This window comes from Thiothrix subterranea, assembly GCF_016772315.1.
GTDB classification, from domain to species: Bacteria; Pseudomonadota; Gammaproteobacteria; order Thiotrichales; family Thiotrichaceae; genus Thiothrix; species Thiothrix subterranea.
The window spans coordinates 2,146,728-2,169,185 of the sequence record NZ_CP053482.1 but is presented as its reverse complement, the minus strand read 5'-3'; the positions used below and the strand labels follow the sequence as shown (position 1 = coordinate 2,169,185).

At 54.0% G+C, this 22,458-nt stretch carries 19 protein-coding genes and 1 pseudogene; 3 read left to right on the top strand and 17 right to left on the bottom strand.

The window, feature by feature from the left end; all coding sequences use genetic code 11:
* Positions 1-9: 9 nt before the first annotated feature.
* Genes HMY34_RS10655 through HMY34_RS10645 form a run of 3 tightly spaced genes read right to left on the bottom strand, consistent with a single transcriptional unit; the run spans position 10 to position 4,575 of the window.
* Positions 10-2,661: a sensor histidine kinase gene (locus HMY34_RS10655; protein ID WP_202715475.1), complete on the bottom strand. Its 2,652-nt coding sequence runs from the start codon at positions 2,659-2,661 to the stop codon at positions 10-12.
* A 3-nt stretch (positions 2,662-2,664) separates the two neighbouring features.
* The gene (locus HMY34_RS10650; protein WP_202715474.1) at positions 2,665-2,862 is read right to left on the bottom strand and encodes a hypothetical protein; all 198 of its coding nucleotides are present in this window, start codon (positions 2,860-2,862) and stop codon (positions 2,665-2,667) included.
* Positions 2,863-2,886: 24 nt separating this feature from the next.
* Positions 2,887-4,575 carry an AAA family ATPase gene (locus HMY34_RS10645; protein ID WP_202715473.1) on the bottom strand — a complete coding sequence of 563 codons (1,689 nt, stop codon included), beginning with the start codon at positions 4,573-4,575 and terminating at the stop codon, positions 2,887-2,889.
* Positions 4,576-4,694: 119 nt separating this feature from the next.
* On the opposite strand from HMY34_RS10645, the gene HMY34_RS10640 reads away from it, so the two are divergent.
* Entirely contained in the window at positions 4,695-8,102 is a 3,408-nt protein-coding gene (locus tag HMY34_RS10640) for an nSTAND1 domain-containing NTPase (RefSeq protein WP_202715472.1), read from the top strand.
* Between the two features lie 136 nt (positions 8,103-8,238).
* On the opposite strand, the gene HMY34_RS10635 is transcribed toward HMY34_RS10640, so the two are convergent.
* From HMY34_RS10635 to rplU, 12 genes are all read right to left on the bottom strand, one after another.
* Complete coding sequence (locus HMY34_RS10635; protein ID WP_228287824.1) at positions 8,239-9,471, bottom strand: ATP-binding protein; 1,233 nt, start codon at positions 9,469-9,471, stop codon at positions 8,239-8,241.
* Between the two features lie 138 nt (positions 9,472-9,609).
* Entirely contained in the window at positions 9,610-11,022 is a 1,413-nt protein-coding gene (locus HMY34_RS10630) for a DUF294 nucleotidyltransferase-like domain-containing protein (protein WP_202715471.1), read from the bottom strand.
* Positions 11,023-11,055: 33 nt separating this feature from the next.
* Entirely contained in the window at positions 11,056-12,927 is a 1,872-nt protein-coding gene (locus HMY34_RS10625; RefSeq protein ID WP_202715470.1) for a DUF294 nucleotidyltransferase-like domain-containing protein, read from the bottom strand.
* 82 nt (positions 12,928-13,009) lie between these two features.
* Positions 13,010-13,996 carry a lipopolysaccharide heptosyltransferase II gene (gene waaF, locus HMY34_RS10620; protein ID WP_202715469.1) on the bottom strand — a complete coding sequence of 329 codons (987 nt, stop codon included), beginning with the start codon at positions 13,994-13,996 and terminating at the stop codon, positions 13,010-13,012.
* Between the two features lie 5 nt (positions 13,997-14,001).
* Positions 14,002-14,208 (bottom strand): zinc-finger domain-containing protein, encoded by a 207-nt coding sequence (locus HMY34_RS10615; protein WP_202715468.1) that lies wholly within the window; start codon positions 14,206-14,208, stop codon positions 14,002-14,004.
* Between the two features lie 20 nt (positions 14,209-14,228).
* Positions 14,229-15,149, bottom strand: a complete 921-nt coding sequence (locus tag HMY34_RS10610; RefSeq protein ID WP_202715467.1) for a branched-chain amino acid transaminase — start codon at positions 15,147-15,149, stop codon at positions 14,229-14,231.
* A 110-nt stretch (positions 15,150-15,259) separates the two neighbouring features.
* On the bottom strand, positions 15,260-16,105 hold the full coding sequence (locus HMY34_RS20485) for a lytic transglycosylase domain-containing protein (protein WP_202715466.1): 846 nt from the start codon (positions 16,103-16,105) through the stop codon (positions 15,260-15,262).
* Positions 16,106-16,215: 110 nt separating this feature from the next.
* Positions 16,216-16,599 carry a Co2+/Mg2+ efflux facilitator ApaG/CorD gene (gene apaG / locus HMY34_RS10600; protein WP_443080396.1) on the bottom strand — a complete coding sequence of 128 codons (384 nt, stop codon included), beginning with the start codon at positions 16,597-16,599 and terminating at the stop codon, positions 16,216-16,218.
* An 85-nt stretch (positions 16,600-16,684) separates the two neighbouring features.
* The gene (gene proB / locus HMY34_RS10595; protein WP_407701830.1) at positions 16,685-17,791 is read right to left on the bottom strand and encodes a glutamate 5-kinase; all 1,107 of its coding nucleotides are present in this window, start codon (positions 17,789-17,791) and stop codon (positions 16,685-16,687) included.
* A gap of 4 nt (positions 17,792-17,795) precedes the next feature.
* Positions 17,796-18,821 carry an Obg family GTPase CgtA gene (gene cgtA / locus HMY34_RS10590; protein WP_202715464.1) on the bottom strand — a complete coding sequence of 342 codons (1,026 nt, stop codon included), beginning with the start codon at positions 18,819-18,821 and terminating at the stop codon, positions 17,796-17,798.
* Between the two features lie 90 nt (positions 18,822-18,911).
* Positions 18,912-19,184 carry a 50S ribosomal protein L27 gene (gene rpmA, locus HMY34_RS10585; protein WP_202715463.1) on the bottom strand — a complete coding sequence of 91 codons (273 nt, stop codon included), beginning with the start codon at positions 19,182-19,184 and terminating at the stop codon, positions 18,912-18,914.
* 12 nt (positions 19,185-19,196) lie between these two features.
* The gene (gene rplU / locus HMY34_RS10580; protein WP_202715462.1) at positions 19,197-19,511 is read right to left on the bottom strand and encodes a 50S ribosomal protein L21; all 315 of its coding nucleotides are present in this window, start codon (positions 19,509-19,511) and stop codon (positions 19,197-19,199) included.
* A 165-nt stretch (positions 19,512-19,676) separates the two neighbouring features.
* Here rplU and ispB point away from each other — a divergent pair, with 165 nt between their 5' ends.
* Both ispB and HMY34_RS20480 read left to right on the top strand, forming a co-directional pair.
* On the top strand, positions 19,677-20,645 hold the full coding sequence (ispB, locus tag HMY34_RS10575) for an octaprenyl diphosphate synthase (RefSeq protein ID WP_202715461.1): 969 nt from the start codon (positions 19,677-19,679) through the stop codon (positions 20,643-20,645).
* Positions 20,645-21,139, top strand: a pseudogene (locus HMY34_RS20480) (7TMR-DISMED2 domain-containing protein); the annotation flags it as partial. The gene ispB and the pseudogene HMY34_RS20480, both read left to right, overlap by 1 nt.
* Before the next feature lie 141 nt (positions 21,140-21,280).
* Here the strand turns inward: HMY34_RS20480 and HMY34_RS20190 are convergent.
* Together HMY34_RS20190 and HMY34_RS10565 are read right to left on the bottom strand one after the other, a co-directional pair.
* Positions 21,281-21,976 (bottom strand): IS630 family transposase, encoded by a 696-nt coding sequence (locus tag HMY34_RS20190; RefSeq protein WP_202715967.1) that lies wholly within the window; start codon positions 21,974-21,976, stop codon positions 21,281-21,283.
* Positions 21,973-22,416, bottom strand: coding sequence for a helix-turn-helix domain-containing protein (locus tag HMY34_RS10565; protein WP_202715459.1), 444 nt, complete (start codon positions 22,414-22,416; stop codon positions 21,973-21,975). Before HMY34_RS10565 ends, HMY34_RS20190 begins: the two co-directional genes overlap by 4 nt.
* Positions 22,417-22,458: the final 42 nt, after the last annotated feature.

Genomic DNA, 22,458 nt, shown 5'->3' with positions numbered 1-22,458 from the left:
CTCCAGTCTTTACCTCGGCAAGAAAAAGCCGAAACACGCGCCTTTGCCTTCCTCCGACTCCAGCCACATGCGCCCACCAAAATGCTCCACAATCTGGCGGCTAATCGGCAAACCCAGCCCCGTGCCTTGCACCGAACCCGCTTCATTATCCACTTGCCTAAATTTTTCAAACACCAGTGCGTGTTTATCCGGGGCAATGCCAACCCCATTATCCGCCACCGTCACCGTGACACCCGCAGGTGCATCTAGCAAACGCACCACAATTTCACCCTGCGACACCGGCACAAATTTCAGCGCATTCGACAGCAGATTCAGCACCACTTGCACCAAACGATCCGCATCCGCCCGCAACAGCGCAACACTCGCTGGCAATTCGGTATACAAGGCAATCTGGCGTTCGCGGCACGTCCCCGCCACGCTATTCACCGCTTGTTGCACCACGTCACGCATGTCCACATCGCTGTTGTGCCATTCGGCATGACCTGCTTCAATCTTCGCCATATCCAGCACTTGATTCACCAAGCGGCTGAGGCGTTCGGTTTCCGCCACCACAATCCCAAGGAATTGCTGGCGTTGCTCCACTTCCATTTCCGGGTCATCCTGCATCATCTCGGAAAGCGCACGGATCGAAGTCAGCGGGGTGCGCAATTCATGGGTAACGGATGACATAAAATCATCCTTCAAATGATCCAGACTTTTGAGCTTTTCGAGCGCGATCCGCAACTCGGAAGCTTCCTCCAAAATCCGCATCACATCATCCAACTCCAGCGCCTCCTCTTCCACCACCGAAGCCACCATCACCCGTGCCGACGCGCTGCCAATCGCGCCGGTTAACTGCGTCTCCACGAAGTGTACCAGCTTCGCATCAGCGGGTATTTGCCCTATGTCATGCACACCCACTTGTTGCGCATACTGGGTGAATAATTGTTCCGCACGGGTTTCGCCCAAAAAACGCCCCATCAAATGCAATAAATCAGTGACTTTCGCCTGCCCCTGCCAAAACACCGGATGCGTGGTGTTGGTACGATGAAACACATCCACAAACAGCAAGGCTTGGCTGGCTTCACGCGCCGCTGGACGTTGCCACAACGATACCCACACATACGCCGTCACGTTCGCAAACAAGCTCCAAAACAGCGAATGCGTCAGGTAATCCAAGCCACTCAGCCCCAAAAACGCTTCCGGTTTCAGCCACGCAATGCCCCACGGCCCTTGCTGCAAAAAGTCCGTCGATACCCAACCGGATTTGGCTAAGGAGGGCAACATTAAGGTATACACCCACAACACAAAACCCAGCAATAAACCCGCCAATGCGCCATTGCGCGTCCCGCCTTTCCAATACATTCCGCCCAACACTGCCGGAGCAAACTGCGCCACCGCCGCAAAGCTAATCAGCCCGATACTCACCAGCGCATAGGCTTCGCCCGCCAGATGAAAATACAAATACCCCAGCAACAAAATCAGAATAATCGCCACACGGCGGATGCCCAAAATCAACCCCGTCAAATCCCCGCCGGAACGTTCCCCAAAACGCCGCGTGCGCAATAACAACGGCATTACCAAGTCATTGCACACCATCGTCGATACCGCGATGGCTTCCACAATCACCATGCCCGTTGCCGCCGACACGCCACCGACAAACGCCACCAACGCCAGCCAACCAACCCCCTGTGACAACGGCAAGGAAAGCACAAACGTTTCCGGGTTCACCGTCCCCACCCCAAAGTACAGCAAGCCGCCCAATGCAATCGGCAACACAAACAGATTGATCAGCAATAAATACAGCGGAAACACCCACACCGCACGGCGCAAATGGCGTTCATCCACATTTTCCACCACCATCACCTGAAATTGGCGCGGCAAAAACACCACCGACAACATCGCCAGCAACGTCAACGCAAACCACTGCGAATACGCAAACGGCTTACCCTGATCCAACGCCAACAACGGCTTCAGGTCAGCGTTTGCCAAGGCTTGACTAAAAATATCGCCCATGCCATTAAACATGCCGTAAGTGACAAATAGCCCCACCAGCAAAAATGCCAGCAATTTCACCACCGACTCAAACGCAATCGCCGCCACCATACCCTCGTGGCGTTCGCTGCTATCCAAATGGCGCGTCCCAAACAGGATAATGAAACCCGCCAACGCCAACGCTAGGTACAAGGTACTGTCTTCCCACCACTGCGCCGGAGCGTGCAATGTTTCGCCCAACGGCAAGGTCAACACCGCATAGCCGCTGGCAATCGCCTTCAATTGCAGCGCGATGTACGGCACAATGCCCACCACCGTAATCAACGTCACCAAACCTGCCAGCAACGGGCTTTTGCCGTAACGACTCGCCACAAAGTCTGCAATCGAGGTAATCCGGTAGGTTTTCGCGATGCGAATCATTTTACGCACCACCACCCACGCCAAGATCATCGCCAACATCGGCCCCAAATAAATCGGCAGAAACCACACCCCCGCACTCGCGGCTCGCCCCACACTGCCAAAATATGTCCACGCCGTGCAATACACCGCCATCGACAGCGCATACACCCACGGGCTGGCAATGATCGAACGCCCCGCTTCGGCGCGTTTATCGCCGAGATAGGCCACGGCGAAGAGGGTCAGTAAATAGGCGAATGTGACACCGATGACTAAGATGGGGGTTAGCATGAATTAATCCTCACCGGTTTCCATAATCCATGCGAGGGCAGCGATTAGGATCAGCCATACGCTGAATAATCCTAGTGGGAAAAGGGGGATACCCCAGACTTGCACGTCGTGATCCCATAACGCTAGTAGCGGAAAATTGAATAGGGCAACGCCTGCCATGAAGAGGGCGAATAGGCGTTGGGGTTTGATGCCTTTTAGCATGGAAGTTTCTCCTTAACGAACAGTTCAAAACCTGATTACTTCAACTTTCTCACTATCGGTCAACATCAACCACGCGCTGAGCTTGGGCAAAGCGGCAATCGTAGGCAATTGCAGATAACCTTGCACCTGTGCAATACCCTCCTGCTTTTTGGCCTCCCAACCTGCTGCACCGTCACCCTTCTTAGCGTATTTCAGCTCAATCAAATGCTGGTGTTTGACGGCAAACGGGCTACGTTCCAGTAACAATACGTCGGGGTACTTCTTGTCCATTTCGCGTTCGCTATGGATGAAATAAATCGGAAATTGGTAAAGCAGCGTTAATAGCAGGGTTTTAATGTGCTTTTCATCTAACTTGATCAAATCTCGGTTGGAAAGCCCTTGCAACACCCGTTGCATTTCCACTGCCAACGGTTGCAAATCCCCTTGCAACGCCAGCGTTTCAATGGCAGCCGCCAGCGTTTGGTTGGGTAGCGTTAGTTGGTTGCGCTGTTCCAATTCCACCTTGAAATACTGGAAATACAGTTCACGGATGACGTGGTTGGGAATAGCAAAACGGGTCTGGGTCATGGTTTCGCCACTGATCGTGACAAAGCCCATGTATGCCAGCAAGCTGATGAAATCGTTGCGGTCGAAGTGTTTATCCAGTTCAAACTTGCGTTGCTGTACTGCTAATACGTCGCCAATATTGATCAGATCATCCAGCACTTGGTAGTTGGCTTCGCGATTGCCAATCTGGAACAGCGCCATGATTTTGCGATAATCGGAGGCAATATTCTCATCCAGCATCCGTTTGGGGTAGTTGCAGTTGTCGCGATCAAAATGCTTGGCGAAATACAGCACCATGTCTGAATTGAATACCGTTTCCTTGGCATCAGCATGGAAACGGTAGCCGTTGTACCAATCCGTAACATCCGCCATCAAGGTATCCGTTTCCAAACCACATTGATCGGCTAATGGTTGCAGTAGACCTTGCGTTTCTACGTGGGTGAAGCCCATCGCCGCATTGAAACCGGCGTGAATGGACAGGTTTTCCGCAATATTGAAACCGCTGGTGAGGCTATCCAACATCAACGGTGTCACCCCGGTGACGAACAGCCTGTCCAGCACCCCCGTCATGGTGGCACTTTTCAGCACTTCGTAGAAGCTGCGCACGAAACCACCCTTACCCATGATGCTTTGGAATAATGAGAGGTCTTCCGCCAGCAGGGTGTTGGCGAAATGGTCGTATTCGTCGATCAGCAGCAGGATTTTTTGCTCCCCAAGCAGCTCCGTGAATTGCTGCATCTTATCCGCAGGAGAAACCTTTTCACGCAGTGCCTGAATGTAGCTATCCGGGTAAGCATAACGGCGCAGGTAAGTTTGCAAATGCATTTCCACCTTGCTGGTGAAACGCTGCAAAATGGCATCGTGACCACCATCGGTATCAATCCCACTGAAATCCATGAACAGCACTTGGTAGCTGTTTTTCAGTGGTGTGGGGTATTGCCCAATGTGGAGCTTGCCAAATAGTGCTTCAAATTCATGCTGGTGCGCGACATCGTAATAGTGCCACAGCGTTGACACAAAAAGGCTTTTCCCAAAGCGGCGCGGGCGCAACAGGAAATGATAGCTGCCCGTTGTTTCGAGTTTGGCAATGTAGTCAGTCTTGTCGATGTAGACATAACCACCCGTGATGACTTTTTTGAAATTGCTTTCGCCGTAGGGGATTTTCATGCTGTTTCTTTCCGTCAGATGACTGTCTTGTCAGTGTAGCGGATTCTAGCAACTTACTGGACTTCACAGCCCGTTACGGCTATAAAAAAGCCATCCCCCAACCACACAAGAGCTTGCTTGTGGCAAAAATCTTCATCAGCCATTCCAGCAAAGACAAGCTGGAAGCCGTACAGCTCATGCATTGGCTGAAAAGCCACGGCTTTGAATCGCTGTTCCTCGATTCTGACGCACGGCATGGCATTGCGGCGGGCAGCGAGTGGGAAAAAGTGCTGTACCGTGAAATCCAGCGTTCCCACGCGCTCATTTGCCTGCTGAGTGAGCATTGGCTGGCTTCGCAGTGGTGCGGGTTTGAATTCATGCAGGCGCGGGCATTGGGCAAAACCATTTTCCCGCTGCGCATCCAATCCGGTTTGCAGACCACGGTGGCGGCAGATCTCCAGCACCTTGACCTGACAAAACACCGTGATGATGCGCTGCAACGCTTGCACGCCCAGCTTACCGAACTGACCCTCACCCTTCAGCAACGCTTTGACTGGGACAAAACCCGCCCGCCGTACCCCGGTATGCTGGCGTTTGAGGCCGAAGATGCGCCGGTATTTTTCGGGCGTGACCACGAAACCAACCAGTTGCGCGAACGTCTCAACCAGCACCGCACCCTCGGCAATGCCAGTGTGTTGCTGATGCTGGCGGCTTCCGGTGCGGGCAAATCCTCATTGCTGAAAGCCGGGTTATTGCCGCGTTTGCGCCGCGATACCCGCCACTGGCTGGTACTGGAAGCCTTGCGCCCGGAACGCGAACCGCTGCGCAAACTGGCGCAAGTGCTGGCAACCGCTAACGGCACACCGCAACACGCCGCCGAGCTTTACGCCCAATTGCAGGGTGAACAGGCATTGCCTGCCCTGCGTGATTACCTTGAGCAATTGCGCACCCCGAATGCTCAATGGGATGCCACGCTGCTACTGAGCATTGACCAAGCCGAAGAATTGTTCACCACCGCAGAACCGCCACAAACCCAAGCTCTGTTTCAGCTTTTGCTGGCGGCGCAACAGGCAAAACTGCCGCTGCTGACCCTAATGGCAATGCGCAGCGACTATCTGGCAGCTTTGCAAGCCCACGTGAGTGAAACGGGCGCACTAGAAACCAGCCTGTTCGCACTTGACCCCTTGCCGCTGGAGCGGGTTAGCGACCTGATCCGTGGCCCGGCGGGGGTGGTGGGGTTGACGGTCGAAGACGGTTTGGTGACTGCTGCCACCCGCGATGCGGCGACCGCTGACGCATTGCCGCTGCTGGCGTTTGCCTTACGCGAACTGTACGAACGCTTTGGCGCGGATGGCGACCTGACGCTGGACGAATACCACCGCCTCGGTTCTGAGCACCTCAACCCGCTGGAAAATGCCGTGCAGCACAAAGCCAGTGCTGCCATTCAGCCCGACCGTTTGAATGAGGCAGCACAGCAAGCCTTGCGTGATGCCTTCATCCCGCATCTGGTGCGGGTCAATGACGCGGGCGACTACGTGCGCCAAGCGGCGGATTGGGAAGCCCTGCCTGCCACTGCCCACCCGCTACTGGACAAACTCACCAACGCCCGCCTGCTGGTACAACGCAGTGCCAACGGCATCAAGCGGGTGGAAGTGGCGCACGAAGCCCTGTTGCGCCACTGGCAACTGCTCAACGGCTGGCTGCGCGAAGAACACGACTTCCTGCTCGGCAAGCAACAACTCGAACACAGCCTGCGCGAGTGGCAACACCTGCCCGACACGCACAAAGACAAGGGGCTGTTGCAGGGCATTGCGCTGGAAAGGGCGCGGGAATGGCTGTTTGCCAACCGCTCCGGCTTGAGCGCGGACGAACGCGCCTACATCCAGCACAGCCATCAAGCCGAAGAGCGGCGGCGTAAGGGGCAACGCAACCGCCTGATCGGATTCATCGCCACCCTGAGCGTGGTTGCCGCCATTGCGGTGTGGCAAGCCATCAGTGCGCGGGCTGCCGAACAACGCGCCGAACACGAACAGCAACAAACCGCCCAAGCCCTCAACGAAGCCAACACTCTGATCAGCTTCATCAACTTCGACCTGCGCGACAAGCTCAAACCCATCGGGCGGCTCGACATCATGCAGGACATCCAGTCACGGGTAACGGCTTATTACAACAACCTCGGCGATAGCGTCCAAGGCGATGATCTGGAACGCCAACGCGCTGTTGGTCTTTATCAGCAAGCCGACACACTGGCAGCCCAAGGCAAGCTACCGGAAGCCGAAAAGCTGTACCGCGAAGCCAGCCAATCCTTCCAGCAACGTGCCGACAACGACTCCAGCAATACCGACTGGCAACGCGACCTCTCCGTCAGCCTTAACAAGATCGGCAACATCCTCACCGCGCAGGGCAAGCTCGACGACGCCAAAGCCGTGTTTGAGAAAAGCCAGAACATTTTCCAAACCCTCGCGGACAACGACCCCAGCAATACCGAATGGCAACGCGACCTCTCCGTCAGCCTAGAAAAGATCGGCGACATCCTCACAGCGCAGGGCAAGCTCGACGACGCCAAAGCCGTGTTTGAGAAAAGCCAGAACATTTTCCAAACGCTGGCGGACAACGACCCCAGCAATGCCGGATGGCAACGCGACCTCTCCGTCAGCCTAGAAAAGATCGGCGACATCCTCACAGCGCAGGGCAAGCTCGACGACGCCAAAGCCGTGTTTGAGAAAAGCATGAACATCCGCCAAACGCTGGCGGACAACGACCCCAGCAATGCCGGATGGCAACGCGGCCTCTCCGTCAGCCTTATCAAGATCGGCGACATCCTCACCGCGCAGGGCAAGCTCGACGACGCCAAAGCCGTGTTTGAGAAAAGCCGTGACATTGCCCAAACGCTAGCGGACAACGACCCCAGCAATGCCGGATGGCAACGCGACCTCTCCGTCAGCCTTAACAAGATCGGCGACATCCTCACCGCGCAGGGCAAGCTCGACGACGCCAAAGCCGTGTTTGAGAAAAGCATGAACATCCGCCAAACGCTGGCGGACAACGACCCCAGCAATGCCGGATGGCAACGCGACCTCTCCGTCAGCCTTGAGAGGATCGGCGACATCCTCAAAGCGCAGGGCAAGCTCGACGACGCCAAAGCCGTGTTTGAGAAAGATTTGGCTATTGCCCAAACGCTGGCGGACAACGACCCCAGCAATGCCGGATGGCAACGCGACCTCTCCGTCAGCCTTGAGAGGATCGGCGACATCCTCAAAGCGCAGGGCAAGCTCGACGACGCCAAAGCCGTGTTTGAGAAAAGCATGAACATCCGCCAAACGCTGGCGGACAACGACCCCAGCAATGCCGGTTGGCAGGCGGATTTGGTGATTTCACATCAAAAGCTGATGACTATTGCGCTTGAAAAAGGCGATAAGGAGGAAGCGCGAAAACACGTCAAAGCGGCACTGCTGGTATTGGAGCCACTGGAAAAAGCAGGCTTGTTGAACGCTTCCCAGCAAGATTGGCCGGATGATATGAGAAGGCGATTGAAGGAACTGGAGTGATTGCCTGAACCTGGCTTCGACTCCGCTCAGCCAGCGGACGTGCCGTTGCCTGAGTGGAGTCGAAGGCAACATTCTCTTGATCAGGCGGAGCGTATAGCCAGATTTGTGAGGGTAATCGGATTTTTTCCGATTATTCCTACAAATCCGTCTTGGTTATATTTTCCGGCATCAGGTATTGCGCTATCCCCTTCAAAAACGTAACAACCGGAATCACCTTAATCCCGTCCACCTCCAACACGTCATCACCGCCATAGAGCAGATACGGCGTAACTTGCGGATAATCCTCACGGAAACTTTTCAGCCCGCTCAAGTGTTTGCTGGAAACCTGCCGGGTACGCTTAATCTCAAGCGCATAAAACCCGTTTTCACCGTAACAGATAATATCCACCTCAATCCCCGTCGCCGTGCGCCAAAACGACAAGTCATAACCCCAGTCACGGTAGGCATTCATGGCGCGAATTTCCTGCAACACCAACGATTCCAAACACACCCCTTCCAGTTCTTCCGGGCTATCCAACACCCCTTTGGGGCGCACCTGGTAGTAAATGCCGGTGTCGAACAGGTAAAACTTGCGGTGCTGGGTCAGCTTGCGTTTGGCACGTTTGCTGAAGACCGGCAGGCGGTAGGCAATCAGCAAATCTTCGAGGATGGTGAAATAGTTTTCCGCCACCTTACGGTTGATATTGGCTTCGCGAGCCACTTCGGTGATGTTCAGCGATTCGCCTTGGGAAAAGCTGGCAATCTCCAGAAAGCGGCTGAATGCGCCGATATTGCGGGTCAAGCCTTCTTGCTGCACCTCCTGTTCCAAATAGGTTTGGAGATAGGCTTGCAAGTAGTGTTTAGGATTTTCTTCGCTGAATACCGAGGGCAGCATCCCGTAGCGCAAGGCTCGCTCCAGCACGAAATCATTGCCCACTTCCTGCACGGTCAGCGGGAAAAAGTGGTATTGCAAAGCTCGCCCCGCCAGCAGATTGACATTGCTGCGGCGCAATTTGCGGGCGCTCGAACCCGTCAGCACAAAGTACAGATCCTTACGTTCCTCAATCAAGCGGTGGACTTCATCCAACAGATTGGGAATTTTCTGCACTTCATCCAACACCACCCAACCGCTGTAATCGGACGGAATGTATTCCTCCAGCCGGTTTTCCGACCCCAGCAGGCGTTGGTATAACGCTGGGCGCAGGAAATCCAGATAGATAGCATCCTTAAAATGCGTTTTCAGCCAAGTGGTTTTGCCCGTGCCGCGTGGCCCGAACAGGAAAAAACTCTTGTTGTTGGGCGGGGTAAACAGTCGGTTGTACATCCGTATCACCGTAAAATGGAGTTCGTAACGCCATTTTACAATATTTTTGGGCGTTAGCGACTCCATTTTTCATCTTGAACTAGGATTTTCAAGATATAAGGATTAGCAGGATGGACACCCACAGACATCTTCTCTTAATCCTAAAATCCCACGAATCCTAAAAATCCCAGTTCAAGACAGATACACTACCAAATCTATCAACAATCACCCCCCACTCCGATACGCCCGAAACATTCCCTGCTGCAACCGCGCCACCACCTTACAAGCACCCTTCAAATGATTACGCTCCAACGCCGACAAACTCGCCAGTGGTAACGCATTATCTGGCTTCACCCCCGCGAGCACCTGCCGTGCCTGATGCTGCAAACGCAAGCGACTAATCACTTCCAACGCTTCCAACAATTCCCCCACATCAGCACGGTTCAACGCCCCCGCCTCTGCCAAGGCTTGCAAACGTTCCACCGTATTCACGGGCGGCAAACCGTGTGCCAGTGCATACACCCGCGCCAAATCAATCACTGGCACAACCCCGCGTTTTTTCAAGTCGATGATTTTTTCGCCCACCGTATTGCGCTCACTGACAAGCCCACCCCAAAAGTTCAGCGGCGGCTGAAACGTTTGCGCATTGTCTACCAGCAAGCGTTGAAACAGGCTGCTGGCACGAGTACGCCCCAACAAATCATCACGCAACCTCAGCCACAGACCATCATCCCCATAGGTGCAGCGCAGGTCGAAAAAGATAGTGGCATTCACCAAAGCTTGCGGTTCGGGGGTATCAATCCACTGGCGGAAATACTCGCGCCAAACATGCAGCGGTTGCCGCCATTGCGGATTGCTTGCCATGATATTGCCAGGGCAATACACATACCCACACGCCGCCAGCCCGTCACTGACAAAGTGCGCCACTTGCTGGAAATAGCCGTCGTGCAGTTCCGCCACGAAACTATCATCCAGAATCATCGCGTTATCTTGATCGGTGTGGATGGTTTGCTCATGCCGCCCCATCGAACCGGCAACGATAAAAGCGTAGGGAATGGGCGGTGCGCCAAAACGGTTTTCCGCGAGAGTCAGCAGGCGATGCACGATTTCCTGCCCGACCAGACTGAGAGAATGTGCAATATCGCGGGCAGGCGTGCCGTTTTGCACCATGCGCACCAAGGCAGGCGGCAAATGCTGGCTGAGGCGTGACAAGGTTGCCACATCCGCAGCGACGTGGATGTCGCCAATCAGCCAAGCTGCGTTGTAATCGTATTGCCGCAACAGGTCGAACGCCGACACAATCCCAAAGCTGCCATCCGCCAGCCGCACCAGAATATGGCGGATATTGCGCCGCGCCATCAGCAGCAGCGCATCAGATGCGGTTTCCGAAGCCGCCACCACCAACGGTTGATGCGTCATGATCTCGCCCACCGGGGTTGCCGGATCAAGCCCGGCAGCCAACGCCCGTGTGCGCAAATCCATATCCGTGACCACGCCTTGCAAGTTGCCAGATGCGTCCAACACCAGCGCAGCACGGCTTGCCACCTGCGTCATGCGGGCAGCCACCGTGCGAATCGTGTCGTTGCCTGCCACCGTCAGCGCAGGGCAAGCAAACTCAGTCAGGTGGGCATGTAACACACCAGCGGCTCTCCTCCAGCGGTTTCTTCGTATTTATCTAAACTTATCCGCCTGATAGCGGGTCGCCATGCTGTCTTGCATGGTAGAAATCACCTCAAACGCATCTTTCAAATGGCGACGCTCCAACGCCGACAACTCTTCGGGCGGCATGTGATTATTGGGTTTTTGCCCATTTTCGATTTGCTTGGCTTGATGCTGCAAGCGCACCATGCTGATGAACTCGAAGGCATCGCGCACATCTTCCACGGTAGAACGGGTGATCGTCCCCGCTTCCGCAATCGCTTCCAACCGTTCCCAGGTATTGATCGGCGTAAGCCCCGCCGCCAAACTATACAAGCGTGCCATGTCGATCACAGGTACAACGCCGCGCTTCTTCATGTCCATGCCTTTTTCGGCACTGCTATCTTTACTGTCTTTATCGAGCACGAAACCACGGAAGAAACCAATCGGCGGTTTGTGGCTCAAGGCATTGCCTGCCATAAACGCTTGGAACAGGGTGCTGGCTTTGGTTTTGCTGAGGATTTCTTCCTGCAAACGGGTTAGCAAACTGGCATCCCCGTGCAAGCAGCGCAGGTCGAAGAAAATGCTGGCATACATCAACGCCATCGGTTCTGGCTTATTGATCCATGTCTCAAAATAGCCACGCCACACCGCCAACGGTTGCCGCCACTGGTCATTGGTCGCCATCACATTACCGGGGCAGTAAATGTAGCCGCACGCATCCAAACCGTCGCTCACGTATTTCGCTATCTGCCGGAAATACTCGCCGTGTTGCGCTTCGTTGTAGTCATCCGACACAATCATGCCATTATCTTGATCAGAATGCGCAGTCTGTTCACGCCGCGCCATCGAACCCGCTACAATGAAGGCATACGGCACGGGTGGTGCGCCGAATTTTTCTTCTGCCATCACCAATAAACGCCGCGCAATCGCTTGCCCAACAGCGGTGACGGACTGCCCAATATCGTTGGCAGGCAGGCTTTGTTTCACCAAGCTCACTAACATTTGCGGCAAGTTTTTGCTGAGTTCTGCCAAGCGTGCCACATCTTTGGCAGCGAAAATATCCCCGACCAAATACACGGCGCTATTGCTTTGGGTGCGCAATAAATCGCTGGCAGAGACGACGCCGACTACATCGCCATTATCCACCACCGGCAAGTGGCGAATATTACGCCGTGACATCAGCAATAAGGCTTCGGAAGCCTGATCACGAGGAGTCAACGTCAGCGGGTTCAAGGTCATAATGTCCGCAATCGGCGCATTCACGCTGCGCCCTTCTGCCACCACGCGCTTGCGGAAATCCACGTCAGTGACGATGCCGCATAAACCGCCGTCATCGCCCGTCACCATCACGGTTTGGGTATCAAATTCGTTCATTTGCTGGGCAACTTGCTGAATACTATCGCTCTTACCCACCAACATCGGCAACTTCATCAAATCGCGCACATGCATGGCAACCAGTGCTAAGCCGTCACTGCCACGGATTTCCTGAAGTGCATTGCGTAAACGTTCGGGCTTGCGCTCGGCAAAATAGTGACGTACCCGCTCAAAGCGTTCCAGTAAGGACAAAAACAACTCACCCGGCACAGCATACAGCAAGGTGTCTTCAATCGCCCGCACCGTCATGCTGACCTTGCCGCCGCGCATCACCGAACGGTAGCCGACCCAATCGCCATCGCCGAAACGCCCGTACCAATCGCCGCTTTCCAGCAATACATCCACAGCCCCAGCGCGGATTAGGAACGCGACAGTATTGTCTGCGCCGATGGTCAATACATCATCACCTTGAGGCACACGCTGAATCACAATGGCTTGCGCAAGCACTTCCAGCTCGGCGATAGGAAGTTCAGTTAACGGGGGGCATTTCGCCAGATAATCACGGATTGCAAGTTGTTCAACATCCATTACGCCAGTCCTCAAAGCATTAATTTGTGCAAAGCAGCATAACACGGCGGCAGCGAGCTTTTTTTGATTTATAGCAAGGATGTTATAGCAAGGAAATGACCTGTTGCGGGGTAATCTTTTTCAGGCAATCCAGATGCCCCAGCGGGCATTCGCGTTTGAAGCATGGGCTACAAGGCAAGCCAAGGTAGAGAATTTGCGCTTTGTCACTCAACGGCGGGGTATAGGTGGGGTCAGAAGAGCCATACACCGCAATCACGGGTGTGCCGAGTGCGGCAGCGACGTGCATCAAGCCAGAGTCATTGCTGACCACCTGATCAGCTTGCGCGAGTAATACCAACACTTCCTGAATACTGGTTTTGCCTGCAAGGTCTTGGCAAGCGGGGGAATTTACAGCGGCGGCGATTTGCGCGGTGACGGTGGCATCTTTGGCGGAACCGAGTAGGATCACTTGACCGCCTTGGGCGATGTAATGCTGGGCGACTTCGGCGTAATAGTCGGCAGGCCAGCGTTTGGCAGCGCCGTATTCTGCGCCGGGGCAGAGAGCAAGCGTGGAAGAAGTTGGAGATGAAGAGGAGGTTCCTTCCACCACCAATCGCGGCGGCTGAATTTCCGGCGGCAACGAGGCATCCTTCGGCAACCCCAACGCCACAAAGCGCTGCACCGTCATGGTCAGCACGGCTTTGTCCAGCGGACGAATATCGTTCAGCAAGCCGTAACGCATTTCCCCCTTAAACCCCGTGCGCACCGGAATATTTGCCCAAAACGGCACGAGTGCGGCTTTCAGCGAACGCGGCAACACAATTGCCCAATCATACGCATTCGCCCGCAAACGTTTGCCCAATTGGTAACGCTTGCCCAATGCCAATTCGCCATGCTGCAACGGCATTTCAATGGCCGCGCGGACTTCGGGCATTGCCGCCAAAATCGGCTTGCTCCACGCGGGTGCAAGCACATCAATTTGCAAATCGGGGAAACGCTGTTTAAGTGCCATGAACAGGCTTTGTGCCATCACCATATCGCCGACCCACGAAGGGCCGACGATCAGGCAACGTTGGGGGGAAAACGCCATTGCGTTTAGTCGATCAAACGGTAAAGCGTGCTGCAATACGGGCAACGCGCCGTTTTATCCGCACTAGCATCAATCGCCAATGACACACGCGGGTGCGAACACCACAGCGCGGTAGCATCGGTGGGGCAACTCAAGGGTAAATCCTGACGCTTCACCACCACTTCGCGGGTGTCATTCAAACGTTTGTAATCAGCAATGCTCGGTGCAGACATACAACCTCCAACGCAATCGGTTAAACAAGGGTCAGCCAGTCGCGGTATTTGTCAGAACGACCGTGCACAATATCCAAGTACAAGGATTGCAATTGCGCGGTAATCGGGCCGCGTGTGCCTGAACCAATCGCGCGACGATCCAGTTCACGAATCGGGGTAACTTCCGCTGCTGTCCCAGTGAAGAACGCTTCATCTGCTACATACACTTCGTCACGGGTAATGCGCTTTTCGCGGACTTCAAAGCCCAGATCCTGCGCCAGTGTGATCACGGTTTTACGGGTAATGCCATCCAATGCCGCCGTCAGTTCAGGGGTGTACAGGACACCTTCTTTGATCAAAAAGAAGTTTTCCGCGCTGCCTTCAGACACAAAACCGTCCACGTCCAGCAACAAGGCTTCGTCATAACCGTCATCCAAGGCTTCACGCAACGCCAGCATGGAATTCATGTAGTTACCGTTGGCTTTCGCCTTGCACATGGTGACATTGACGTGATGGCGGTTGAAGGAAGAGGTCTTGATGCGGATACCTTTTTCCATGTTTTCCGCGCCGAGGTAAGAACCCCATGTCCACGCCGCCACCATTGCGTGGGTTTCCAGATTATCGGCACGTAAGCCCATGCCTTCCGACCCGTAGAAACACATGGGGCGGATGTAGGCGGAATCCAGATTATTGTCACGCACGGCGGCACGTTGCGCGTCGTTGAGTTGCTCTTTGCTGTAAGGCATCGGCATCCGCATGATTTTTGCGGAATTAAACAGGCGATTGGTGTGATCTTGCAAGCGGAAAATTGCCGTGCCTTGGTCAGTCTTATACGCTCGCACGCCTTCAAAAACGCCCATGCCATAGTGCAGGGTATGGGTTAAGACGTGGGTTTTGGCTTCGCGCCAAGGCACCATTTCGCCGTCCAGCCAGATCAGGCCATCGCGGTCAGACATCGACATCGCTCATCTCCACAGGTCAAAATCAAACGTCAAAGCATACACTTCACGTTTCATTGTTGCCAGTCTGTGCAGCCTACTGCGATGCAAAAAGAAGCCGCACGCTTACCGCGTTAGGATAAACCTCTGAAAACCGTGAAATCTTGCACCGGTTTCGCCCAACCTTGCCCACGCGAAATACCTGACGGTACACGCGCATTACGCTGATAACCCACCGCTTGTGGGGCTGCCTGCGCTTGCTGAACCGGGTATGCCTGCGCCCCCCGGTAATCACGCATGATTTTCGCCACATAATTCTGCGTTTCTTTATACGGCGGAATGCCTTTGTGCTTATGCACCGCTCCGGGGCCTGCATTATAAGCCGCTAATGCCAACGCCACATTTCCGTTGAAGGTGCGCAACTGTTCAGCCAAATATTTCACGCCACCTTGGATATTCTGATGCGGGTCCCAAGCGTTAGCGACGCCCATCATATCCGCCGTGCCGGGCATCAATTGCATTAAACCCATTGCCCCCACCCGTGAACGCGCACCGGGATTAAAGCAGGATTCTTGCTTCATCAGCGCAATCACCAGATTTTCATCCACACCGTAAGCACGCGCATGAGTGCGGATAGAATCCAGATGGGGCAACATTTTACGTTCTAATTGCGCAGCGTTTTGCGCCCCACAATGCCCTCTGGAACTTCCCATGCTAACCGGCACTGGCGTATTAGCCGAGTAATTGGCAACTTTTGGCAAAGCCGATGATTTAGGTGATTTTTTTTGTGGCGCACCGTATTTGGCAACTAATTTATATTTATTGCCTTTTTTGGGCGTATTGGTTAGCCAACGTGTGCCATCTTTATCGACGTAAGTGTAAACAGCCGCCTCAGCCGACTCACTGTGTACCGCTGCACCGCATAGTACAGACAGCACAACCAGACCACTGACTTGGTTTGATTTGCTTGGGGTTTTCATTGTTACCACTTTTTGTTTTTATAGACACTATAGGAGAAATCTATTTCACTATACCCCGCTGTTTTCAGGCGTGTCTAGCGGGGTGTGACGAGTGGTAATATCGAGAAGATTTAATGCAAAACGCGCGGATCCACTAAACGAAACGGGGCAATAACTGCGTCAAAATGTTCACCATCATCGGCTACCATTTGATAAGCACCCTGCATCACACCCAGTGGCGTATCCAAAATGGTGCCGCTGGTGTAACGAAACCCCTCGCCCGGTTGCAAGTAAGGTTGCTCGCCGACAACACCCTCACCGCGCACTTCTTGAGTACGGCCTTCGGCATCCGAAATCACCCAGTGCCGGGTCAACAATTTGGCAGGAATACTGCCTTGATTCACCATCGTCACGGTGTACGCAAACACGTAACGCGACTGTTCTGGGTTCGATTCTTTTTCGATGAAATGAGACTCCACCGACACTTGAATATTGTAACGCTCGCTATCCATCATTAACTCCCTTTGTATACCACGCTGCCAGAACATATCCCACCGACCACGCACACCACAATAAAATCCGACTAAAGCAAGCTTTTCACTATAACAAGACCAAATTATCACGGTGGATCAGCTCCAGCGCATCCACATAGCCTAGTACTTGCTCAATGGATTTGCTCGGCTGACGTTTAATCCGGTTCGCTTCTTCACTCGAATAATTCACCAATCCCTTGGCAATCAAGCGCCCGTCATCAGTGACACAACTCACCACCTCACCCCGGTCAAACACGCCTTCGACCCGTGTTACCCCCACGGGCAACAAGCTTTTTCCCGTTTTGAGAACGGCTTCTGCTGCGCCAGCATCAAGCCATAACGTGCCTTTGGCTGCCAATTGCCCCGCAATCCACTGTTTGCGTGCTGCAATCGGTGCAGCATCCGGCAATAACAGCGTGCCTAACAACTCACCTGTGCGTAAACGCTCCAACACCAGCGGTTCACGCCCAGAAGCAATCACCGTCGCACAGCCCGAACGCGCTGCCCGTTGCGCAGCAATAACCTTGGTACGCATTCCGCCGCTGCCAATCAGCGTGCCCGCCCCGCCCGCAAATTCCACGTAATCGGGGTTATTGGCACGCCCCTCAACAATCATCTGCGCATCCGCAAACTTACGCGGGTCTTTGTCAAACAAGCCGGATTGATCGGTGAGAATCACCAACACATCCGCCTCCACCAGATTCGCGACCATTGCGCCCAACGTGTCGTTATCACCGAGGCGAATTTCCTCAAACGCCACCGTGTCATTCTCATTGATCACCGGAATCACCTTGAGGTCAATCAAAGTGGTCAGGGTGCTACGCGCATTAAGGTAACGGCGGCGATTGGCGAGGTCATCATGGGTGAGCAACACTTGCGCGGCGTGGAAACCGTGTTGCTGGAAAACCATTTCGTAGGCATGAATCAGGCTCATTTGCCCAATCGCTGCCGCCGCCTGCTTTTCAAACAAGGCTTTGGGCTTGGTTTTCCAACCCATGCGACTCATGCCTTCCGCGACCGCCCCCGAAGACACCAACACGATCTCCACACCGGACTGATGCAGGCGAGCCATTTGCCCCGCCCAATCTGCCAGTGCTTCGCGATCCAAGCCTTCACCATCACGGGTGAGCAGGGCGCTGCCAATCTTGACGACCCAACGCTGGGTCTTGGGCATGAATTCAGTTCGAGTGGTCTGCATGTTCGTCCAAATACTGCATAATGTGGAAACACAGGTCTTGCGTGCCTGCACTGGTGGCGGCGGAAATTTGGAAAACACGCCCTGTCCAACCGAGTGCATCCACAATTTCCTGACAACGAGTCGCACGTTCTTCCGGCGGCAAAATGTCGATTTTGTTCAGCACCAACCAACGCGGGTAATTCGCCAGCTCTTCGCTGTATTGCTCCAACTCGCCTTCGATGGTACGCACCGCCCGCACTGGCTCATTTTCCTCCGCCATCGGTGCTACGTCTACCACGTGCAGCAATAAACTGGTACGCGATAAATGCCGCAGGAACTGAATACCAAGACCCGCGCCTTCCGCAGCCCCTTCGATCAAACCGGGAATATCCGCCATCACGAAACTTTGCGTCACGCCAACACTGACCACGCCCAAATTCGGGTACAAGGTCGTGAACGGGTAATCGGCGACTTTTGGACGTGCCGACGATACCGCGCTAATCAACGTCGATTTTCCCGCATTCGGCAAACCCAGCAAACCCACATCGGCCAGCAGCTTCAGCTCCATGCGCAACACGCGCAATTCGCCCACCGTCCCCGGTTTCGATTGACGCGGCGCACGGTTGACCGAGCTTTTGTAACGCAAATTACCCAAGCCATGCCAACCGCCTTTTGCCACCAGCAAGCGTTGACCGGGTTCGATCAAATCGCCGATCATCTCGCCGGTTTCTTCGTCGTAAGCGACTGTGCCAACCGGAACGCTGATCTCTTGATCATCGCCACGCCTGCCGGTCATATTATTGCCTGCGCCGTTTTCACCGCGCTGCGCTTCGTAATAACGCTGGTGGCGGAAGTCAATCAGTGTATTTAAGTTGCGCTCGGCAACCAGATACACATCGCCACCATCGCCACCATCGCCACCGTTGGGGCCACCGAATTCAATGTACTTTTCGCGGCGGAAGCTCACGCATCCATTGCCACCATCACCCGCTTTCACGCGGATTACTACTTCATCAACAAACTGCATAGTGTTTCTACTCTTGGGCAATCCTGCCCATATACGCGAAAAGCCCCGACAGGCGGGGCTTTTACGCAAATCGTCCTAAGACGGAAGTTTTTAAGCTGAGCAACCTTCAACAGGTTGAATGCTTACAAACTTACGGTTTTCAGCGCCTTTTTGCTTGAAAACCACGATGCCGTCTGCCTTGGCGAACAAGGTATGGTCTTTACCAAGACCTACGTTGTCACCAGCGTGGAAGCGTGTACCACGCTGGCGAACCAGAATGTTACCGGCCAGAACGAATTGACCACCAAAGCGCTTAACGCCAAGGCGTTTCGATTCTGAGTCGCGACCGTTGCGGGTACTACCGCCTGCTTTCTTATGTGCCATTGCTGTCTCCCCTTACGCTGCTGAAATGCCAGTGATTTCGATTTGTGTCAGGTACTGGCGGTGACCAGTACATTTCTGATGGTGCTTACGGCGGCGGAATTTCATGATCCGCACTTTGACGCCGCGAGTCTGGGCCACAACGTTTGCAGTTACTTTCGCGCCTGCAACGTAAGGTGCACCGATTTGCACGGTATCACCTTCCCCGACCATCAGGACATTATCGAAATCAATGTCTGCGCCTTCTACTGCATCCAGTTTTTCAACAAAGATGCTGTCGCCTAAAGCGACGCGGTACTGTTTACCGCCGGTTACGATGACCGCATACATGATTCGATTCTCCAAAAAATGTCCTGTTAAAGAGCCGCAGGATTATACCGTTTACGCACCTTCAGGTCAAACGGGAAATAAAATATTTCAAGGAGTTGCGCGTATCGCTTGACATAACGGGGGGGGCTTCCTAGCATTCGGTGCTTTACCGCAGCCTGCATAATCATGGATTTCAATACAATTCGCCAACTTGCCGATACCGACATGCAGGCAGTCAATGCTCTCATTCAGCGTCGCCTGCATTCCGATGTCGTGCTTATCAACCAACTCAGCCATTACATTATCGGCAGTGGGGGTAAACGCTTGCGCCCATTGCTGGCGTTACTGGTCGCTCGCGCCTGTGGGTATCAGGGGGAACGGCATGTCGATATTGCCGCGATTGTGGAATTTATCCACACCGCGACGCTGCTGCATGACGACGTGGTGGATGAATCCGACATGCGCCGTGGCAAGGAAACCGCCAACAATGTGTGGGGCAATCAAGCCGCTGTGTTGGTGGGCGATTTCCTGTATTCACGCTCGTTTGAAATGATGGTGGATGTGGGCAGTATGCGGGTGATGGAAATCTTATCCACCACCACCAACGTGATTGCGGAAGGCGAAGTCTTGCAATTGCTCAACTGCCACGATCCCGATACGTCCGAAGAACGTTACATGGAAGTGATTCACTCCAAAACCGCGAAACTGTTTGAAGCAGCGTGTCAGTTGGGCGCAGTGCTGACGGGCTTGAGTGCGGAACACGAACAAGCGATGGCGAAATACGGAATGCACTTGGGCACAGCGTTCCAATTGGTCGATGACGTGCTGGATTACACCGCTGATGCCGATGAAATGGGCAAAAATGTGGGCGATGATTTAGCCGAAGGCAAGCCGACGTTGCCGCTGATTATTGCGATACAGCGCAGCGATGCGGCGACGGCTACCATCCTCCGCAGTGCGATTGAGCAAGGTGGGTTGGATCAAATTGATGCCATTATGCAGGCGATTACCAACACCAAGGCGATTGATTACACGCTGGAACGCGCCAAGGGTGAAACGGAAAGTGCGATTGCCAGCCTGCAATGCCTGCCAGATAGTGACTATCGACAGGCGCTGGAATCACTCGCGTGGTTTGCGATTAACCGTAGCCATTGATGAAACACGCCACGCCATTGTCTTGGTTGGCGGGCTTGTTGCTGTTTTTTCTCAGCCATGTAGTGGCGGCTGACACCTCAACATTAATCCTCACGGATAGCCAAGACACGGTTTCCGCCGCGCCCTTTATGGCAGTTTTGGAAGACCCATCACGGCAACTAACCCTGCAACAGATTACATCAGCGGCGTTTAACGAACAGTTTATTGCGCACACCACCCAGAATGCCCCCAGCTTCGGCAGAACCCATTCCGCATACTGGGTACGTTTTAATCTGGTCAACCAATCCAGCTTAAAATGGTACGCCTTATCTGATGCATTACTGGAGGATGCATACGACTTCTATCTGCTGTCCGAAGGGCAGGAAGTAACCGCACAATACGCCGCCCCCGTGACCGACTACCGCCGCCCTGCCTGGTCGCTGGCACTCCCCCAAGCCATGCCTTTGCAAATCTACGTGCGAGCAACCAATGGCGATTCCGCGTTTCGCTTGCCGGTGGAATTGGTGACAGCGGATGCGATGTTGGAGCGCAGCAAACAAAGCTATCGCCTCTATGCCACTATTTACGGGGCGATGTTGGCGTTGGCGGCTTACAACTTGTTTTTGTTTTTCGCGCTGCGTGAACCTAGTGCATCGTCATTCCTTAGATTTGGGATAAATGGATTTGAGTTTACAGCGTGCATCGCTGATGTTCATCTGCCAATCCACCCCACGCTGCTGGCTATTCACGTCGGTAGACCATGCTGCAATTTCTTTCTGTAAGGTTTCAATATCGCCAATACGGCGACCTGATACACACTGGCGCGTCATGGAACTCAATTCATTTTCAGCGATGTTGAGCCAACTGCCATGTTTAGGGGTATGGCAGAACTCAATCCGACGTACCAATGCCCGCGCCCGTTCCGGTTCAAAGGCTTCATAAAATGCACCCTTGGTGTGGGTGTTAAGGTTGTCGCTAACCAAGGTGATTTTGTCACACTCCGCGTAACGCCCTTCCAGCAGCTCGGCAACTTCAATCGCCCAGTCCACTTTCGTCCGGCGTGGTCGGGCATGGGCTTCGCGCCAACCCGATAGCGGTTCGGTGAACATAAAGATGCTGGCTGTACCCGCCCGTTCGTATTCGTAATCCACCCGACGGGGATGGATTTGGGTCGCTGCAATCGGTTGACGGGTTTCTTTGGTGAGCTGCACGGGTTGCTCATCCATGCAAATCACCGGATGCTGGGCATCATAGGGTTTCGCATAGGTTTCAAGCACTTCCTCCATATTAGCCACAAACTCGGCATCACTGTCCGGTGGGATAACCCAATATTGGAGCTTGCGCGAGGTCATACCGTTTTTTTTAGCATCTTCCGTAGGGTTTCGTGGCTAACCGACTCCACGATCGCCAATTCAATCACGTGGCGGGTGAGCAGGCGCAATGACCAGTTGGCATAACCCGCTGGCGGCGAACCTAAGCGCAACGCGATAATCTTCGCCTCTTGTTCGCCATCCAGTATTGTTGGGATGGGTGGGTGTTCACGTCGCTTGCCGTCCAATGCCTGCTGAAAACCGTGCTGCACCAACTGTTGGCGAATATTTTCAACGGTCTTTGTCCGGCAGTTGAAGGCTTCAGCTATCTGACGGTCTGTCCAGTTGGCTCCTTCTACATCAGCTTTCAGCAAAATCTGTGCACGGCGGACTCTTTGTCCACTGCCACGGAGTTTCTTGATGGTTTCTTCAAGGAGCTGACGCTCTTCATCGCTTAAGCGGACAATGTATTTCTTTTGCATGGGCTAACCTTTCGTGTGTTGCCCATAGCATCTACCTAAATC

Excerpts from the sequence above, each read along its gene's own strand:
- HMY34_RS10655 (WP_202715475.1), bottom strand. The coding sequence starts at position 2,661 with ATGCTAACCCCCATCTTAGTCATCGGTGTCACATTCGCCTATTTACTG.
- HMY34_RS10650 (WP_202715474.1), bottom strand. The coding sequence starts at position 2,862 with ATGCTAAAAGGCATCAAACCCCAACGCCTATTCGCCCTCTTCATGGCA.
- HMY34_RS10645 (WP_202715473.1), bottom strand. The coding sequence starts at position 4,575 with ATGAAAATCCCCTACGGCGAAAGCAATTTCAAAAAAGTCATCACGGGT.
- HMY34_RS10635 (WP_228287824.1), bottom strand. The coding sequence starts at position 9,471 with ATGGAGTCGCTAACGCCCAAAAATATTGTAAAATGGCGTTACGAACTC.
- HMY34_RS10625 (WP_202715470.1), bottom strand. The coding sequence starts at position 12,927 with ATGGATGTTGAACAACTTGCAATCCGTGATTATCTGGCGAAATGCCCC.
- waaF (WP_202715469.1), bottom strand. The coding sequence starts at position 13,996 with ATGGCGTTTTCCCCCCAACGTTGCCTGATCGTCGGCCCTTCGTGGGTC.
- HMY34_RS10615 (WP_202715468.1), bottom strand. The coding sequence starts at position 14,208 with ATGTCTGCACCGAGCATTGCTGATTACAAACGTTTGAATGACACCCGC.
- HMY34_RS10610 (WP_202715467.1), bottom strand. The coding sequence starts at position 15,149 with ATGTCGATGTCTGACCGCGATGGCCTGATCTGGCTGGACGGCGAAATG.
- HMY34_RS20485 (WP_202715466.1), bottom strand. The coding sequence starts at position 16,105 with ATGAAAACCCCAAGCAAATCAAACCAAGTCAGTGGTCTGGTTGTGCTG.
- apaG (WP_443080396.1), bottom strand. The coding sequence starts at position 16,599 with ATGATGGATAGCGAGCGTTACAATATTCAAGTGTCGGTGGAGTCTCAT.
- proB (WP_407701830.1), bottom strand. The coding sequence starts at position 17,791 with ATGCCCAAGACCCAGCGTTGGGTCGTCAAGATTGGCAGCGCCCTGCTC.
- cgtA (WP_202715464.1), bottom strand. The coding sequence starts at position 18,821 with ATGCAGTTTGTTGATGAAGTAGTAATCCGCGTGAAAGCGGGTGATGGT.
- rpmA (WP_202715463.1), bottom strand. The coding sequence starts at position 19,184 with ATGGCACATAAGAAAGCAGGCGGTAGTACCCGCAACGGTCGCGACTCA.
- rplU (WP_202715462.1), bottom strand. The coding sequence starts at position 19,511 with ATGTATGCGGTCATCGTAACCGGCGGTAAACAGTACCGCGTCGCTTTA.
- ispB (WP_202715461.1), top strand. The coding sequence starts at position 19,677 with ATGGATTTCAATACAATTCGCCAACTTGCCGATACCGACATGCAGGCA.
- HMY34_RS20190 (WP_202715967.1), bottom strand. The coding sequence starts at position 21,976 with ATGACCTCGCGCAAGCTCCAATATTGGGTTATCCCACCGGACAGTGAT.
- HMY34_RS10565 (WP_202715459.1), bottom strand. The coding sequence starts at position 22,416 with ATGCAAAAGAAATACATTGTCCGCTTAAGCGATGAAGAGCGTCAGCTC.